Annotated in this window: 8 protein-coding genes; 5 read left to right on the forward strand and 3 right to left on the reverse strand. The window is 66.6% G+C overall.

Annotation, left to right across the window (positions count from 1 at the left end; genetic code table 11):
* Positions 1 to 132: 132 nt before the first annotated feature.
* Both ABIE19_RS15505 and ABIE19_RS15510 read left to right on the forward strand, forming a co-directional pair.
* On the forward strand, positions 133 to 6,864 hold the full coding sequence (locus tag ABIE19_RS15505) for an IPT/TIG domain-containing protein (protein WP_354090132.1): 6,732 nt from the start codon (positions 133 to 135) through the stop codon (positions 6,862 to 6,864).
* Positions 6,865 to 7,209: 345 nt separating this feature from the next.
* Complete coding sequence (locus tag ABIE19_RS15510) at positions 7,210 to 7,536, forward strand: flavin reductase family protein (RefSeq protein WP_354090247.1); 327 nt, start codon at positions 7,210 to 7,212, stop codon at positions 7,534 to 7,536.
* Positions 7,537 to 7,584: 48 nt separating this feature from the next.
* Here ABIE19_RS15510 and ABIE19_RS15515 read toward each other — a convergent pair whose 3' ends face one another.
* The 3 genes from ABIE19_RS15515 to ABIE19_RS15525 all read right to left on the reverse strand — a co-directional run bounded on the left by ABIE19_RS15515 (position 7,585) and on the right by ABIE19_RS15525 (position 12,323).
* Positions 7,585 to 7,962, reverse strand: coding sequence for a MerC domain-containing protein (locus ABIE19_RS15515; protein ID WP_354090133.1), 378 nt, complete (start codon positions 7,960 to 7,962; stop codon positions 7,585 to 7,587).
* 62 nt (positions 7,963 to 8,024) lie between these two features.
* Positions 8,025 to 10,289, reverse strand: a complete 2,265-nt coding sequence (locus ABIE19_RS15520) for a TonB-dependent receptor (protein ID WP_354090134.1) — start codon at positions 10,287 to 10,289, stop codon at positions 8,025 to 8,027.
* Positions 10,290 to 10,373: 84 nt separating this feature from the next.
* Positions 10,374 to 12,323, reverse strand: a complete 1,950-nt coding sequence (locus ABIE19_RS15525) for a TonB-dependent receptor domain-containing protein (protein ID WP_354090135.1) — start codon at positions 12,321 to 12,323, stop codon at positions 10,374 to 10,376.
* Between the two features lie 252 nt (positions 12,324 to 12,575).
* On the opposite strand from ABIE19_RS15525, the gene ABIE19_RS15530 reads away from it, so the two are divergent.
* The 3 genes from ABIE19_RS15530 (at position 12,576) to ABIE19_RS15540 (ending at position 16,358) form a co-directional block, all read left to right on the forward strand.
* Entirely contained in the window at positions 12,576 to 12,800 is a 225-nt protein-coding gene (locus ABIE19_RS15530; protein ID WP_354090136.1) for a helix-turn-helix transcriptional regulator, read from the forward strand.
* On the forward strand, positions 12,797 to 13,546 hold the full coding sequence (locus ABIE19_RS15535) for a hypothetical protein (RefSeq protein ID WP_354090137.1): 750 nt from the start codon (positions 12,797 to 12,799) through the stop codon (positions 13,544 to 13,546). The genes ABIE19_RS15530 and ABIE19_RS15535 overlap by 4 nt, the downstream gene beginning before the upstream one ends.
* Before the next feature lie 199 nt (positions 13,547 to 13,745).
* Positions 13,746 to 16,358 (forward strand): TonB-dependent receptor domain-containing protein, encoded by a 2,613-nt coding sequence (locus tag ABIE19_RS15540; RefSeq protein ID WP_354090138.1) that lies wholly within the window; start codon positions 13,746 to 13,748, stop codon positions 16,356 to 16,358.
* The last annotated feature ends 6 nt before the right edge of the window (positions 16,359 to 16,364 follow it).

The raw sequence follows: 16,364 nt of genomic DNA on the forward strand, positions 1-16,364 counted from the left end.
CTGGCGTTCACCCCCGGCCTGGCGCAAGCGCAGTCGGCATTCTGTTCCGCCATCAACGCTGGCGCGCTCGACCAGACAGCGACGTACAGCGGTGGAACATTGATCTCCACCAATGCTCGAATGACGAGCGCGTTGACTACCCTGCAGGGTTTGTTGACCAACCAGTCGACGCACGCCGCCCGGGCGAGCTGGTACAACGGCGGCGCCAAATACTTCCACGGAAGCGCCGAGCAGGTGACGGTCAACGCCACCATTAACGGAACTGGCCTCAACGCCCGCCTTTATCGCGGAGCTTCCAGCAATTCGATCGGCACTCTGGTCAACGGCACGAATCTCTCGGCCAGCGGAACGATCACCTACGCGCTGAACAGTGCCGAGTTTGCTCTTGAATCACGGATTGTGGGCGCCAGCGCTCCAGACGGCACCGTCACGATCACGGCCACCTGCACCGCGCCCGTACCGATCATCTCGGGTATTTCCCCAGCTTCCGGGCCGACGGGCGGCGGGACAAACGTGACGCTTACCGGCTCCTACCTGGCCAATGCATCTATGACCCTGGACGGCGCTACTGTTACGCCGACGTACGCGAGCGACACGTCCATCGTTTTCACGACCCCCGCCCACGCCGCCGGGGCTGTCACAGTGTCTCTGACGACCCCTGGCGGCTCGGCTTCGAATTCCTTCACCTATGTTTCGGCGCCGACGGTGACCTCAATCTCGCCGACGGCGGGGCCGACAGGAGGCGGCACGACGGTGATCATCACCGGGACGGGCTTCTCCACGGCGGGCTCAACGGGCGCTGTGAAGTTCGGTGCGGCCAATGCGACCTACGCCATCAACAGCAACACACAGATAACGGCTACCTCGCCAGCCAATTCGGCGGGGACCTACGACATCACCGTGACCACGCCGGGCGGGACCAGCGCCGTTTCGGCGGCAGATCAGTTCACCTACGTGCCCGCACCGACCGTGACGTCCATTTCGTCGACCTCCGGCCCGAGCAGCGGCGGTACGACGGTGACGATCACCGGGACCAATTTCTCGGGGGCGACCGCTGTCGCCTTCGGCGGCGTGGCGGCGACGGGCTATACCGTTCTCAGCGGCACGTCGATCGCCGCGACCGCGCCGGCAGGGACCGGAACGGTCGATATCCGCGTCACCACGACCGGCGGAACCAGCGCCACCAGCGCTGCGGACCAGTACACCTACATACCAGCGCCGACCGTGAACGCGATTTCACCGATGGCCGGCCCGACCGCAGGCGGGACGTCGGTGACGATCACCGGGGCTAACTTCACCGGCGTCACCGCCGTGACGTTCGGCGGGTCCGCGGCGGTCGGTTTCACCCTCAACAGCGCCAGTTCGATCACGGCGGTGGCGCCGTCGGGCACGGGGACGGCGGACATCCGGGTGACCACGCCGGGCGGAACCAGCGCGACCTCAGCGGCCGACCGGTTCGCCTATCTTGCTCCGATCACCCTGTCGCCGGCCGCGGGCGCCCTGCCGGGCGGCACGGCACGGAACGCCTATTCGCGGACCTTAACGGCCAGCGGCGGCTCCACGCCCTACACGTTCAGCTTTACCGGCTCGCTTCCGTCGGGTCTGACGCTGTCGGCCGGCGGCGTGCTCTCGGGCACGCCTACGGCGTCTGGCACGTTCAACTTCACGATCAATGTCTCGGACAATTCGGCCGCTGCGGCCGGCAGCGCCTTCACCGCCAGCCAATCCTATTCGATCACGATCGTGAAGGCTGCGCAGACCATCAACTTCGGGCCCCTGTCCAACGTCTCGCTGTCCGCCTCCCCGGTGAGCGTCCTTGCGACGGCCGATTCGGGTCTGACGGTCGGCTTCACCTCGAGCACGACCGGAGTCTGCACCGTTTCGGGCGGCAGCGTCACTCTGCTGGACCTCGGCGTCTGCACGATCAACGCCGATCAGGCGGGCGACGCCGCCTATGAGGTCGCGCCGACGGTCACGCAGAGCTTCACCGTCACCCCGGCGACCCTGACGATCAACAGCGCCGCCGCCGCCGGACTTCAGGTCGGCGTCGGCTATAGCCAGGCCAATACGGCGGCGGGCGGTCTCACGCCCTATACCTACAGCCTCTCCGCCGGAGCCTTCGTTCCGGGGACCAGCGTGGACACCGCGACCGGGGTCGTTTCGGGGACGCCGACCGTCGCGGGCTCCTTCTCCTACATCGTCCGCGTCACCGATGGTCAGCCGTTGTTCGCCGACACCGGCGTCACGACGGTGAACATCGCCAGGGGCAACCAGACGATCAGCTTCACCTCGACCGCGCCGGTCGGCGCCTCTGTCGGCGGCGGCGCCTATAATGTGACCGCAACCGCATCCTCCGGCCTGACGCCGACGGTCCTGATCGACGCCAGCGCCGCCGCGGTCTGTTCGATCTCGGGCGGTTCGGTGACCTTCCAGTCGATGGGAACCTGCGTGATCAACGCCAATCAGGCGGGCGACCCCAACTGGAACGCCGCGTCCCAGGTGCAACAGAGCTTCAGCGTCGGCGCGGCGGCCGCGATAAGTTCGTCGATCAGCTTCTCGTCGTCTTCGCTCGGCGTCGGCGAGACGGGCGTAGCGACGATCACCTTCACCAATCCCAATGCTTCGGCCTCGCCCAGCATCGCTCCGCTGTTCAATGGCTCGGCCTTGGTCAGCCGCGGCGGCGCGCTGGGCGGCTCCTGCAGCGCCAGCGGATGGGATATCGGTGCGAACTTCCAGTTCAACGGCTTCAGCATTCCGTCGGGCAGTTGCACCGTCACGATTAGCTACACTGGCGTCACAGCGGGCTCGACCTCGGGGTTCGTGCTCGGCGCCTTCACGCCTAGCGGCTATCCCGCCACGTCGGCGACCGGAGGCGCCGGCTTCGCCGTCGTTCCCACGGTGACCGGCGTCTCGCCCAACTCCGGCCCGGGCAGCCAGGTGACGACGATCTCGGGCACGGGTTTCAGCACGACGCCCGGCAACAATACGGTCGCCTTCGGCGCGGCCGGTCCCGGCGTGATCACGGCGGCCAGCGCGACTTCGCTCACTGTCACCGCGCCGGCGGTCGGATCGGGACCCATGGCCGTCACGGTCTCCGTCAACGGTCAGACGAGCACCACCTCGGGCGTCTTCACCTTCATCAATGCGCCGATCGCGGGGGACAAGACGGGCGTGGCGGTTCCGTACAACAGCACGGGCGCGGCCATCGACCTGTCCGGCTCGATCAGCGGCGGACCGCATAACAGCATCGCCATCGGAACCGCCGCCCAGCACGGTACGACGACGATCACGGGCGACGTGGCGACCTACACCCCGACGGCCGGTTACTTCGGTGCGGACAGCTTCACCTATACGGCGACTGGCGTCGGCGGGACGTCGAACGTCGCGACGGTGAGCATCATCGTTGCGACCCCGGCGGCTCCGGTCGCGGCCGACAAGAGCGGCGTGGCGATCCCGTACAACGGCACTGGCACGGCCATCGACCTGTCGGGTTCGATCACGGGCGTGCACGCGAGTATCGCCATCGCCACGGCTCCGGCGCATGGCTCCGTCTCGGTGGCGGGTGACGTAATCACCTATACGCCGACGGCGGCCTATTATGGCGCGGACAGCTTCACCTATACGGCGACCGGCCCCGGCGGGACTTCGGTTCCGGCGACGGTGTCGCTGACGGTGGCGACCCCGCCGGCTCCGGTCGTCGCCGACAAGAACGGCGTGGCGATCCCGTACAACGGCACTGGTACGGCCATCGACCTGTCGGGTGCGATCACGGGCGTGCACGCGAGCATCGCCATCGCCACGGCTCCGGCGCATGGCTCCGTCTCGGTGGCGGGAGACGTAATCACCTACACCCCGACGGCGGCCTACTATGGTGCGGACAGCTTCACCTATACGGCGACCGGCCCCGGCGGGACTTCGGCCCCGGCGACGGTGTCGCTGACGGTGGCGACCCCGGCGGCTCCGGTCGCGGCTGACAAGAACGGCGTGGCGATCCCGTATAACGGCGCGGGTACGGCCATCGATCTGTCGGGTTCGGTCACGGGCGTGCACGCGAGCATCGCCATCGCCACGGCTCCGGCGCATGGCTCCGTCTCGGTGGCGGGGGACGTGATCACCTATACGCCGGCGGCGACCTATTACGGCGCAGACAGCTTCACCTATACGGCCACTGGCCCGGGCGGGACTTCGGCCCCGGCGACGGTGAGCATCATCGTCGCGACCCCGGCGGCTCCGGTCGCGGCTGACAAGAACGGCGTGGCGATCCCGTATAACGGCGCGGGTACGGCCATCGATCTGTCGGGTTCGGTCACGGGCGTGCACGCGAGCATCGCCATCGCCACGGCTCCGGCGCATGGCTCGGTCTCCGTGGCGGGGGAAGTGATCACCTATACCCCGGCGGCCAACTATTACGGCGTGGACAGCTTCACCTACACGGCGACGGGTCCAGGAGGCGTTTCGGCTCCGGCCACGGTCGGCGTCGTCGTGGCGACCCCGGCGGCTCCGGTCGCGGCCGACAAGAGCGGCGTGGCGATCCCGTACAACGGCGCGGGCACGGCCATCGATCTGTCGGGTTCGGTCACGGGCGTGCACGCGAGCATCGCCATCGCCACGGCTCCGGCGCACGGCTCCGCCTCGGTGGCGGGGGACGTGATCACCTATACGCCGGCGGCGACCTATTACGGCGCAGACAGCTTCACCTATACGGCCACTGGCCCGGGCGGCGCGTCTGCCCCGGCCACGGTTTCGCTGACGGTGGCGACGCCGCCGGCGCCTGTCGTCACCCCGCCGGCCGATCCGGTCGCCGTGCCTCCGTCCCAAGGCGGCGGTTCGATCGCCGTCGATCTTGGAGCGGTGAGCCAGGGCGTCGTCGATGGCTTCCGCATCACTGTGACCAGTCTCCATGGCGCGGCGGAGCTGATCGAGGGCGGGCAGGCGGGTCTCGCGTCCGTGGGCCGCTCGGCGGCGCCGCGCGCCGTGGGCGGCGTCCGACTGGTCTATACGCCGGTCGCCAACTTCATGGGGACCGATACGGTGACCGTGGTGGCCTATGGCCCCGGCGGGGATTCCGCCCCCGTGACCTTCACCTTCCAGGTGGCGGGCAAGGCGCCGGACCTGACGGCCGCGATCGCCTCGAACGCCGTGGTCAGACTGTCGCCGACGGCGGGCTTGGTCGGCGGTCCGTTCAATGCGGTGCGCATCACGCGTCCTCCGGCCTTTGGAACGGCGACCGTCGATGGTCTGGACATCGTCTTCACGCCGGGCGCGGCCAACGGCGGGGCGACCTCGCTCGACTATGTCGTCGATTTGCCGTTCGGCTCATCGGCGGCCGGCCGGATCGACCTGACCTCCAACCTGGTGCCCGGCGCCCAGGCGCTGACGGCGGAAACGCTTCAGGGCGTGCCGGTCACGGTGCGGATCAGCAATACCGTGGGCGGTCCCTTCACCGGCGCGGCCGTGGTGTCGATCAATCCTGCGAACGCGGGTACGGCCGTCGTCACGGGCGCTGGAGCTGAGTGGAATCTGACCTTCACGCCAGACGACGGCTTCAGCGGCCAGGCCGTGGCGACCTTCAGCCTGACCAATGCCGCAGGGACGACCAACGGAACCCTGGCCATCGCGGTCGAGGCCCGGCCGGATCCGTCCCAGAACGTCGAGGTGCGGGGCGTGGCGACGGCGCAGGTGACCTCTGCCCGACGCTTCGCCGACGCCCAGCTCAACAACTTCCAGCGCCGCCTGCAGGCGCTGCACGACGGGACCAACGGCTCGTCGAACGGGTTGAGCCTGAACCTCGGCTTCGGCGGCCGGAACGATCTGGACAATGATCCGCGGGCGGCCCTGCGTCGCCAGTTCGGCGGTCGCGATCAGACGGATCCGGGCGCCATGGACGACCGCTCGCGCGACATGCTGGGTCTGGATATCTGGGCCGACCGCAAGGTCGGGTCGGAAGCAGCCGACATCTCCGCCGATCGCCGAGGCGCCCAATCGACTTCCGGCGGTTCTGGAAGAGGACCCGAAGGCGGTTCGGCCGTCGGCTTCTGGACCGCGGGTGCGGTGGACTGGGGACGTCAGGACGCCGACGGCCAACGCGATTACCGCTTCAGCACCCAAGGGGTGACGGCGGGCCTGGACGTGCGGGTTTCCGATCGTCTGATCGTCGGCGGCGGCCTCGGCTACGGCGAGGACAAGACGAAGGTCGGCGACAACGGCTCGATATCCAGAGGATCGGCCCTGACCGGAGCCCTGTACGCCAGCTGGCGTCCGGCCGAGGCCTTCTACATCGACGGCGTGGTCGGCTACGCCGACCTGGACTTTGACGCTCGTCGCTGGACGGAGGGCCTAGGCGGTCAACCCGACGGCTATTCGGCGTCGGAGCGATCGGGCGACGTGCGCTTCGCATCGTCGGCCTTCGGGCGGCTGTTGCGCGGCGGGGGGATGACCACGGACCTCTACGCCCGCGTGGACGCCCGCGAGATCGCGCTGGACGGCTTCACTGAAACCGGCGGGGGCTACGGCTCCTTGATCTGGGATGAGGTCGAGCAGAGCAGCCTGTCGGCCAACCTCGGCGCCGCCTGGCGCTGGACGGTGGAGACACGCCGTTATGGCCGGATCACCCCCAGCGCCCGTGTGGAGTGGTCGCACGAACTGGAGGATGTCGGGATGCAGGGCGTGCGCTACGCCGACTGGGCCGCCAGCCCGACCTACCTGGTCCCGCTGGACGCATGGTCACGCAATGCGATCAATGTGAACCTCGGCGCCGAGTGGTCGCTGACCGACCAGCTGATGTTCAGCCTCGGCTATCGCTCCAACCTCGGCGACGCCAGCACAAGCCACGGCGCGGAAATCCGCCTGAAGTACGGCTGGTAAGACAAGGGGGCTGCGGCGAACGCCGCGGCCCCTGTCGTTTCGGATGAACGGGCGGATGTGAAAGGACGCGGATGCCCGCTGTCGGCGCCTTGGCGGCTGAGCGCCTCTGTCGGGTACACGACCCTATGCATTGGGGGCGCGCCTCGGCCATGAAGTCTGCCGCTGCATTATCGGTGACGAAGTAGGCACCAGCCATGAGAGGCGAAGATATCAATCTACGCCATGAACCGGATCACAGGTGTGAGGTATCGTCCAAATCCTGCTCCCGCACCCAAACTTCTCAAAGCCCCGTAGCCAAAAGCTCCGGGGCTTTCTGCTGTCTGCGGAGACGCCGATCTGCGACGGCTGTTCGGCCGATTCCCGACCGGCGTCACTGCCCTGTGCGCGATGGATCAGGACAATCCCGTGGGCATGACCGCCAGCGCCTTCGTGGCGGTCTCGCTCAACCCGCCCCTGGTGTCGGTCTGCATCAAGCAGGGCTCCTGGACCTGGCGGCGGTTGCGCATGCGCGAGCACTGGCTGGAATGCTCGGTCGAGACCGAAATCGAAGCCGGGGATCACGACATCGTCCTCTTCCGTCTTCACAGGGCGGCCGCCGTCGACGGGATCATGCCGCTGGTCTTCCACTCCAGTGATTTTCACACGCTGGCGCCTATTGGCTCGGTTAGTTGAGTGGCCGCTTTGGGCTAGCACATGAGTGACCGCTCATGCATCGCTGACTCAATGATCGTGTGAGCGCTTTCGCCAGTTGAGGCCGTGGGCTGCAGCGAGCATCAGGCCGCCAGAGATCGTAACTGGCGTTTCCAGATCATGGCTGGGCCATTCCGCCGCCGCGAGGAACAGGAGCACGACACCCAGGTTTCCCAGGCCGAGCAGAGTCCAGTTCCGGCGACCGTCGCTCATGGGACGCGACAGACTCCAGGCGGCGATGGGTGCAGCGGTTGCGGCGAAGGCCCAGTGCACCCAGGGCGCTTCGGCGAGCAGGCCGAGGAAAGGCAGGCTGGCGGCGATTAGGGGCAGGGCCAGGCAGTGGACCATGCAGAGGGTCGACAGGCCGATGGCGGCGGCGTCGCCCCAGGTCTGGATACGAGCGGGCATGGATTTCCTTTTCGGGGATGCGGCCGCGACGCGGGGAGATGTCGCGGCCGGGGCGCGGGAGATCAGAAGCTCAATCGAAGACCGGCGCGAACCGCGCGTCCGCCGAGCGGCGCCCGGTAACGCAGGAAGGAGTTGTGCGGCCGTGCTTCTTCATCGGTCAGGTTGGAGGCGTCGAGGAAGGCTTCCCACTGGCCGCCGGGCGCCGCGAAGGCATAGGCGAGGTGGGCGTCCACTAGGGTGTAGGCCTTGGACGGGGCCTCGTTCTTCGCCGTCTTGTCCTGGGCCTCATGGTGGACGGCGCCGAGAGAGGCGCGCCACGGACCCGCCGACCAGGCGAGGTCGGCGCCGTAGCGAGAGACGGGCATGCGAGGCAGATAGTCACCGTCCAGATTCCGGCGGAAATACTCCCTGTCCCAAGCGGGCGTAGTCTGGGAGGAGCCGAAGGGGCTGTAGCCGTCCGGCAGGGTGAAGCGCGGCGCGCTCTCGACCAAGTCGCCGAAAGCGCTGAGGACGAAATCGCCCAGGCGAGTTCCAATGAAGCGCGCCGAGCCCTCGATCTCCAGACCCTCGATCCGGGTGTCGCCCTGACGCCATTCACGCACCGGCAGGGTGCGGGAGATTCCGGTGTTTCCGAGATAAATGTAGTTCTCGTAGTCGGTGCGGTAGGCGCGGACCGAGAGGGCGTAACGGTCATTGTCGAAACCGAGGCCGAGCTCGATGTTTTCGGCCTTCTCCACGTCCAGCCGGTAGTCGCCCTGTTCTTCGGTCAGGATGCCGTAATGGTCGCCGTTGGCGTAGAGCTCGATCAGGGATGGCGCGCGCTCGGCGTCGTCGTAACGGGCTGCGGCGAAGAGGCCGAACGGCAGGTCGTAGCGGGCCGAGACCGAAGCATTGATCGTCGAATAGCTGCGATCCCGGGCCATGGAGCCGAGGCCGCGCCCGTCGCGGATGGTGTCTTCATCGACGTTATAGTCGATGCGATCGTGGCGCAGGCCGCCTTTCAGGGTCAGTCTGCGCCAGACGAACTGCTCGGCCCAGAAGATCCCGTCTTCGGTTGTCGAAACGCTCGGCAGGTAGGCCTTGGCGCCTTCGGTCGACAGGTCGCGGCTGCTCGCCTGCAGGCCCAACACGCCGGAGAAGCCGCGCCAGGGCGTATGGGCGATGTCGATGCGGATGTCGTCGGCGTCCGTGATCAGACGGGTGTGGGCGGCGCCGTCGATGACTTCTCGGTCGTCGCTCTGGCTGCTCATGAGGCGGATGTCGACACGCTCGACGCCGAGAGCACGGGGATAGAAGCCGGCGCGGACGTCATAACGGGTCATCTCGACCTCGAGGTCGATCGGCGAGGGCTGGGGGTGGGCCGAGGTGATGTAGGCGAAGCCGGGCACTCCGTAGTCGCTGGCGTAGTGCTGGACGCTGGCCCCGATGTAGCCGTCTTCGGTGATACGGCTGCCGCCCAGGGTGAAGGCCGTGGTGGTCTGGCCGCTTTGCGGCAGTCGACCCACGGCGCCGGGATTGTGGTCGGTGATGATCTGGCGCTCCGGCGGAGTTCCATCGACCCAGCGCCCGCTGGCGGGATCGCGAGCCCAGACGGGGTTGGCCAACCTCACCTGACACAGGGTCTGGGCATAGACATTGGACACCAGATCCGACCAGCTACGGCAGGCGTCGACCTTGGAGCCGCCGGGTATGCGCAGGTCGGGACGGTCGCGGTAAAGGGCGTCGGCGTGCCAGGTCCAGGCGCCGCGGCCGCCGTCGAGGCGAGCCATGGTGGTGAAGTCGGTGTTGTAGCCGCCGCTGATCTCCGCCCGGCCTGAAAGAGGCTTGCTCGGCAGGGCGAGCGGAATGCGGCCGTCGATCACATCCACCGCGCCGCCGATGGCCGATCCGCCATGAAGGACGGCGGCCGGGCCCTTCAGGATCTCGATCCGGTCGGCGAGAAAGGGCTCGATCGGGGAGGCGTGGTCGCCCGACAGGGCGGAGGCGTCACGCGACGCCATGCCGTTGACCAGAATGGCCACGCGGGGGCCGGACTGGCCGCGGACCTCCGGTCTGCCGGCGGAGGGACCAAAGCTGCTGTTCTGTACGCCGGGAATACGGGCGAGGGTTTCGCCGAGACTGGGCGCCCGGGCGCGCTCCAGCGCCTGACCCGCGAGACCGGCGCGGCTGGCGGTGGACAGAATTTCCGCCGTATCGGGCGTGCGGAGGCCGGTGACGATGACGGGCGCGATGACCGTGGGGCGGTCCTGTTCGACGTCCGCTGCAAAGGCTGAGGAGGCGGTCGCGACCGTGAGGGCGGACAGGGAGGAGAAGGCGAGGAGGCGCAAGGGCGATGACTCTACGAGGGAGGAACGGAGCCTTGCAGGGCGGGAAGGTTGTCCCCGCCCTGTTTCGGCGTCAGGCGGTGCGGATCAGAACCGTGCGCGGAAGCCGAGAACGATGTTGCGGCCGCGCAGGGGCGCCAGGTTGCTGATGAAGGAGGCGTGGTTCAGCGCCTTTTCATCCAGCAGGTTGGTTCCGCGCAGGAAGATCTGGCCATCGATGTCGCCCAGACCGACGCCGCTCAGACCCACGTCGTAGGCGAGGGTGGCGTTGACCATCTCATAGCCGGGCGTCGTGGTTTCGAAGGCGGCGATGCGGTCCTGTTCGAAGACATGGACGTATTCGAGATTGCCGGACCAGACGCCCTGATAGAAATCGCCGCGCACGCCGAGACGACCGGCGGGAATGCGCGGCAGGTCGCCTCCGTCACCCTTGAGATCGGCCCGGACATAGTCGCCGAAGACCGTGGCCGACAGGCCGGGGCGGAAATCGTGGGTGACCTGTCCCTCGATCCCTGTGAAGCGGGCGTCAGCCTGAGTGTAGCGGATCAGGCGGAAGTCCTCGAACTGGTCGAGCGTGGCGGCGAAGATGTAGCCGTCATAGTCGTAGTGATAGAGGCTGGCGGCGAAGGTGGTGGCGCCTTCGGTCTTCTTCAGCGCCAGTTCAATCGAGTTGGCCGTTTCGACGTCGAGGCCGGCCGTGCCGATCTCATAGGTGTTGGTCGCCAGGTGGACGCCGCGCGCATAGAGTTCCTGGGCGGTCGGGGCGCGCTGTGACCGCGCGACCGACAGCGAGGCGACATAGCCGGGCGTGAAGGTCCAGCTGGCCGCGGCCGAGGCCGAGAAGGGCGAGTGGCTCGTGTCCGCCCGACCCAGGGCGCGTGCGTCCTGCCATTCCTGACGCAGGGCGCCTTCGAAGCGCCAGTCGCCGGTTGCATATTCTTCCATGAGGAAGACGGCATGGTTCTCCGTCCGGCTCTCGGGAATGAAGGACTCTGCGCCTACTGCGGCGAAGTCGCTGTGGGATGTCTGGGCCCCGATGACGCCGCGCACCCCGCCGATCGGGGCGTGCTGCACCTCGACGCGGGCGTCATAGCCTTGGTTGGTGAAGGTGGTGGCGATCTCGCCGTCGTCGATCTCGTCGTGGCGATAGTCGGTGTAGCCGCCGCGGAAGCGGATACGCTCGATCCCGGCGAACGGATCCTCGATCTCGCCGCGCACGTCCACGCGCTTGCTGATCAGATCGACGATCGGGACATGGCCATGATCGTGGTCGTGATCATGATCGTGGTCATGGTCGTCGTCGCCGTGGTCGTGGCCGCCGCAGTGTAGGCTTGAGCCATGCGGGTGGCAGGACTCGTATTCGTGGCTGTGGCCGGGCAGGCCGTATTCGCTGCGCTGCTCCGTATAGGCGGCGCCGAGATAGCCGCGCGAACCGATCCAGGACAGGCCCAGGGTCGCGGTCGAACTCCGGTTGAACGATCCGTCCAGCGTGGCTTCGCTGAAGTCGGGAACTTCATAGTCGTCGGTACGGCGGCCGGCGGCCTCGACCCGAATGGCGAAGGATCCGGCGCCGGCTGTCAGGCCGATTACGCCAGCTTCTTCATTGTCGGCTGTGCCCAGACGGAATTCGGCTGCGCCTTCGCCGCCGTTTTCGGGAATGCGTGTGGGAATCTTCTTGTCGATCAGATTGACCGCACCGCCGATGGCGCCCCCGCCGTAGAGGAGCGCGGAGGGGCCGCGCAGGATCTCGACGCCTTCCAGCAGCAGGGGCTCGCCGGAGACCGCGTGGTCCGGCGAAACTTCCGAGGCGTCCATCAGGGCCGATCCGTCGGTCAGAACCTTTACGCGCGGCGCCGTCTGGCCGCGGATGACCGGGCGGCTGGCCCCGCCGCCGAAGGTGTCGGAGTTGACGCCCGGCAGGCCGTTCAAGGTTTCGCCCAGGGTTGATTGCCGGCGCTGAACCAGTTCGTCGCCGCGCAGCACCGCCACGCTGGAGACCACCTCCTTGCTCGACCGACCCAGGGCGTCGGCGGTCACGACTACATCATCGACACGGGTCGTTGCCGGGCCCGACTGAGGCAGGGCGTTCGCCAAGGCGGTGCTCGAAAGGGCGGAAAAACTCGCGGCTGCGAGCAGGATGGATCTTGTGCGCATGACACTCCCCGTTCATGAAGAGAGTCGCTATTATGTTATATCATAACATTCATCAAGCGAGCTTGAGAGGTGATTGGAATGAGGGGCGAGGGGACGGTGGCGGAGGCGGAACGGGTGCAGTCCGAGGTTTGGCGAATGATCGGACGCGCTTACGAAAAGCGCAGAGCGAAGGGCCTCAGTCAGTCGGAACTGGCGAGAAGGCTCGGCGTGCCGCGCGGGCAGGTCTGCCTGTGGTTGAGAGACCGTGAGCGAATGACGCTGAAGGCGGCGGCGCGTCTCGCGGACGCCATGGGCTATGACCTTGAGGTGCGGCTGATCCGACGAGCGACGCTTCGCGCCGTCCAGGCCCAGGCGCAATGAGTCTGTTTGATCACGTCGAGGCCTTGCAGGGGGACATGCCCTGGGGGCGCTTTCTGGATGCTGGCACGGGCGTTAATTCAAGCCTTTGGAGCGCGGCTCTGACCACTGACGCCTGGACCGGCGTGACCGCTGCGGCCGGCCATGCAGACCAGGTGCGCGTCGCGGTGGGCGCGCATCTTCGGCCGCAGGACAGGTTGCTGCTGGGCAATTGGACCGACGCAAGCCTTCTGGCGGGTGAGGTCCACGACACGGTTCTGGCTGATTACCTGATCGGCGCCGTGGAAGGGTTCGCGCCCTATTTCCAGCAATCATTGCTGCGGCGATTGAGGCCTCACACGGGACGACGGCTCTATGTCGTCGGACTTGATCCCTACATCGTCGGGCCCGCCGAGACGGACGAGGCGAGGATGGTGCGAGAGATCGGCAGGCTGCGGGACGCGGTGCTGATGTTGGCGAACGAAACGCCCTATCGGGAGTATCCGGCGGAGTGGACGTTGAACGCACTCGCCAGCGCCGGCTTCAGGGTGCTCTCGGCCCGCCGATTTCCCAATCGCTACAAGGCGAAATGGGTGAACGCTCAACTGGACATGGCCTTGCGGCGACTGCCCGGCATCAAGAACAGTCGGTTGGCCGCGAGCCTGTCTCGGGCTGTCACTGAAGTTCGGGAGAGAGGCCTGGCGCTATGCGTTGAGCGAGACGGCCTAAGGCACGGCGCCGACTATGTCGTGGCATGTGAGCCGCGCTGATGCTGTTTCCGACAGGAGCCGACGCCCTCGCGGGGCGCATCCTCTGCGTGCGATCCAGGCTGTGCTCGACCTCCGTCGGTTCGTCGTTCCAGCCGCTCGCTCGCGTTGGTTTTTTTTGAAGCCGTGCGTGGCGGATAGCGCCGCCTCGCTCGTCAGTACGGCTAAGGCCCGCTCGAGTGGCGCGTGGCAGGGGGAGCTAATGTTGATGGACTTCAGGTATCTGCTGCTTGGCACGGTCGCCGTCTTGGCGACGGCGACATCTGCAGTCGCGCAGACACGCGCCTACAACATACCCGCAGGCGACGCGGCCGCGAGCCTGCAAGCGTTCGGGCGGCAATCCGGCAAACAGGTGTTGTTCCCGTTCGACGCCGCGCATGGACGCCGCGCGCCAGCAATCATCGGCCGGTTTGATGACGCCGACGTTCTCGCCCGTCTCGCCCAGGCTGCAGGCCTTGAAGTGGTCACGAATGATGCAAGGACGGTGACGTTGCGACGGGCGACGGGCATGCGTTCCGCCAGACCCGAAACCGCCGGCGAAGAAAGCGTCACTCGATTGGACGAAATCGTCGTCGTCGGGTCGCACATTCGTGGGGCCGGAAGCGGCGCGTCTCCGGTCATCCGTTTCAATGACCAGATGATCGCTCAGTCCGGCGCCGCGACGCTTCAGCAGTTTTTTGACAAGCTGCCGCAGAACTTCGGCGGCGGCGCCAATGCCGGGAACAACGCCAACTCCGGGGTGGATCGCGATGTAGGGTCGAACTGGGGGGCTGGCTCGGGTCTGAACCTGCGCGGACTGGGCACCGGCACCACCCTGACCCTCCTCAACGGTCGCCGCCTCACCGCCTCGAACCAATTCCAGTATGTCGATATTTCGCTGATCCCCGTGTCGGCGGTTGAACGGATCGAAGTCCTGACGGATGGGGCGTCGGCTCTGTATGGGTCCGATGCGATCGGCGGCGTCGTGAACATCGTGCTGCGCAAGGACTTCGAGGGCTACGAGACCCGGTTGCGCTACGGCGGCGCGACCTCGGGCGGTCTGGAAGAGTTTCAGGCGGTCCAGACAGGAGGCTGGAACTGGTCGAGCGGCCAGGCCCTGCTGAGCTACGAATTCCTGTCGCAGGATAATCTCGACGTCTCCGAGAGAGGCTTCTCCCGCAATGCGCCGTTCCAACCCTATGATCTCTATCCAGAGACGGAACGACACAGTCTCTATGGCGCGATCTCGCAGACGATCACGCCGAACCTCTCGCTCGAACTGAACGGCCTCTACGCCAAGCGCGACGTCAGATCCGTGCGGGCGACGGCCAGCGATTATCAGATCGGCGCGCCCTCGACAGAGCAGTATGATCTTTCCGGCGCCCTGACATACGACCTGTCTGAAGCCTGGCAGGTGCGGCTGAGCGGCGCTGTCGGTCACAGCGATGTCGAACGGACGGGCTTTTCGACGACGCCTGCCGGCGTGGTCAGCCCGGCTTCGAGCTTCAGCATTGCGTCGGATTCCCGGTATGTGGATCTGGCGGCCGACGGCCCTCTCTACACCCTTCCCGGCGGTGAGATACGGGTCGCCCTGGGCGCGACGTATCGAAGCGAAGACTATCGGAACCGCTTCACCGCAGGGACGAGGCCGCAGCCGACCGTCAGCGGCGCCCGTGACGTCGCTTCGGTGTTCGGCGAAGCCATTGTGCCACTCGTTGGTCCGAATAATCGTTTCGCCGGCGCCGAAAGGCTGGAGGCGACGATTGCAGCCCGATACGACCACTACAGCGACTTCGGCTCGACCCTGAACCCCAAGCTGGGTCTGCTCTGGGAAGCCGCGCCGGGCCTTCTGTTCCGCGGCACCTATGGCACATCTTTCAGGGCGCCGATCTTTGAGGATCTGCAGTCGCAGAACGCCGTCGTCGTGGTCGTCAATCTGCCGAACGCGGGGGCTCCGACGGGGCGCACGAACCTGATGCTCCTGCAGGGCGGCAATCCTGACCTAGATGCGGAGAAGGCGACGACCTGGACGGGGGGCGTGGAGTTCAAGCCGACCTTCGTCGAAGGCCTTTCCCTGGGGCTGAACTACTATCGCATCTCCTATACCGACCGGATCGATCGCGGCTTTCCTGGGAATTTCACCACCCTGTTCGCGAGCGATACGGCGCCCTATGCGCCGATCCTGACCTATAGTCCGAGTCTGGATCTGATCACCCGTTTCAGGGACATGGGGCTGGCCGGGGCCCAATATGCGCTGACACGCGCAGGGCCTTTCGCGGTGCCTGCCGGTCAGGATGAAAGCGATGTCGAGGTGATCCTCGACAACCGTCTGCGCAACAACGCGGCGACCTTCCAGGACGGTCTCGATTTCAACATCGGCTATGAGTTTGAAGTCGGCCCCAACCGCATCGGCCTGACAGCGGCGGGCCAATACATCCTCTCGGGAACCCGCAAGGTGATCGAGACGTCGCCGGAAGCCGATGCGCTCAATCAGGCGTTCCTGCCCGTGGATTTCAAGGCTCGCGCAGGCGCGACCCTGGCTCGCGGCGATTGGTCGGCCGCCGTGTTTCTCAACTATGTCGGCGGATATAGCGATCGGGGCAATGTCGCAGACCCGTCTGTCGAAGCCTGGAAGACCGTCGATCTCGACATACGATATGGCGCGCCGCCGGGAGCGGCATCCTATCTGCGCGGCGCATCCATCGCGCTCAGCGTTCAAAACCTCTTCAACGAAGATCCGCCGTTCGTCCTTACGCCGTCCGGGAGCGGTTTTGACCCTACCAACGCGAATCCTCTCGGCCGATTCATCTCGCTGACGGTGACAAAGCAATGGTGAAGACCG

Origin of the sequence: Brevundimonas faecalis (assembly GCF_040549405.1) — a bacterium.
Lineage (GTDB): Bacteria > Pseudomonadota > Alphaproteobacteria > Caulobacterales > Caulobacteraceae > Brevundimonas > Brevundimonas faecalis.

Bases quoted from the DNA above. Each gene is read 5' to 3' on its own strand.
- ABIE19_RS15515 (WP_354090133.1), bottom strand. From the start codon at position 7,962: ATGCCCGCTCGTATCCAGACCTGGGGCGACGCCGCCGCCATCGGCCTG.
- ABIE19_RS15530 (WP_354090136.1), top strand. From the start codon at position 12,576: ATGATCGGACGCGCTTACGAAAAGCGCAGAGCGAAGGGCCTCAGTCAG.
- ABIE19_RS15535 (WP_354090137.1), top strand. From the start codon at position 12,797: ATGAGTCTGTTTGATCACGTCGAGGCCTTGCAGGGGGACATGCCCTGG.
- ABIE19_RS15540 (WP_354090138.1), top strand. From the start codon at position 13,746: ATGTTGATGGACTTCAGGTATCTGCTGCTTGGCACGGTCGCCGTCTTG.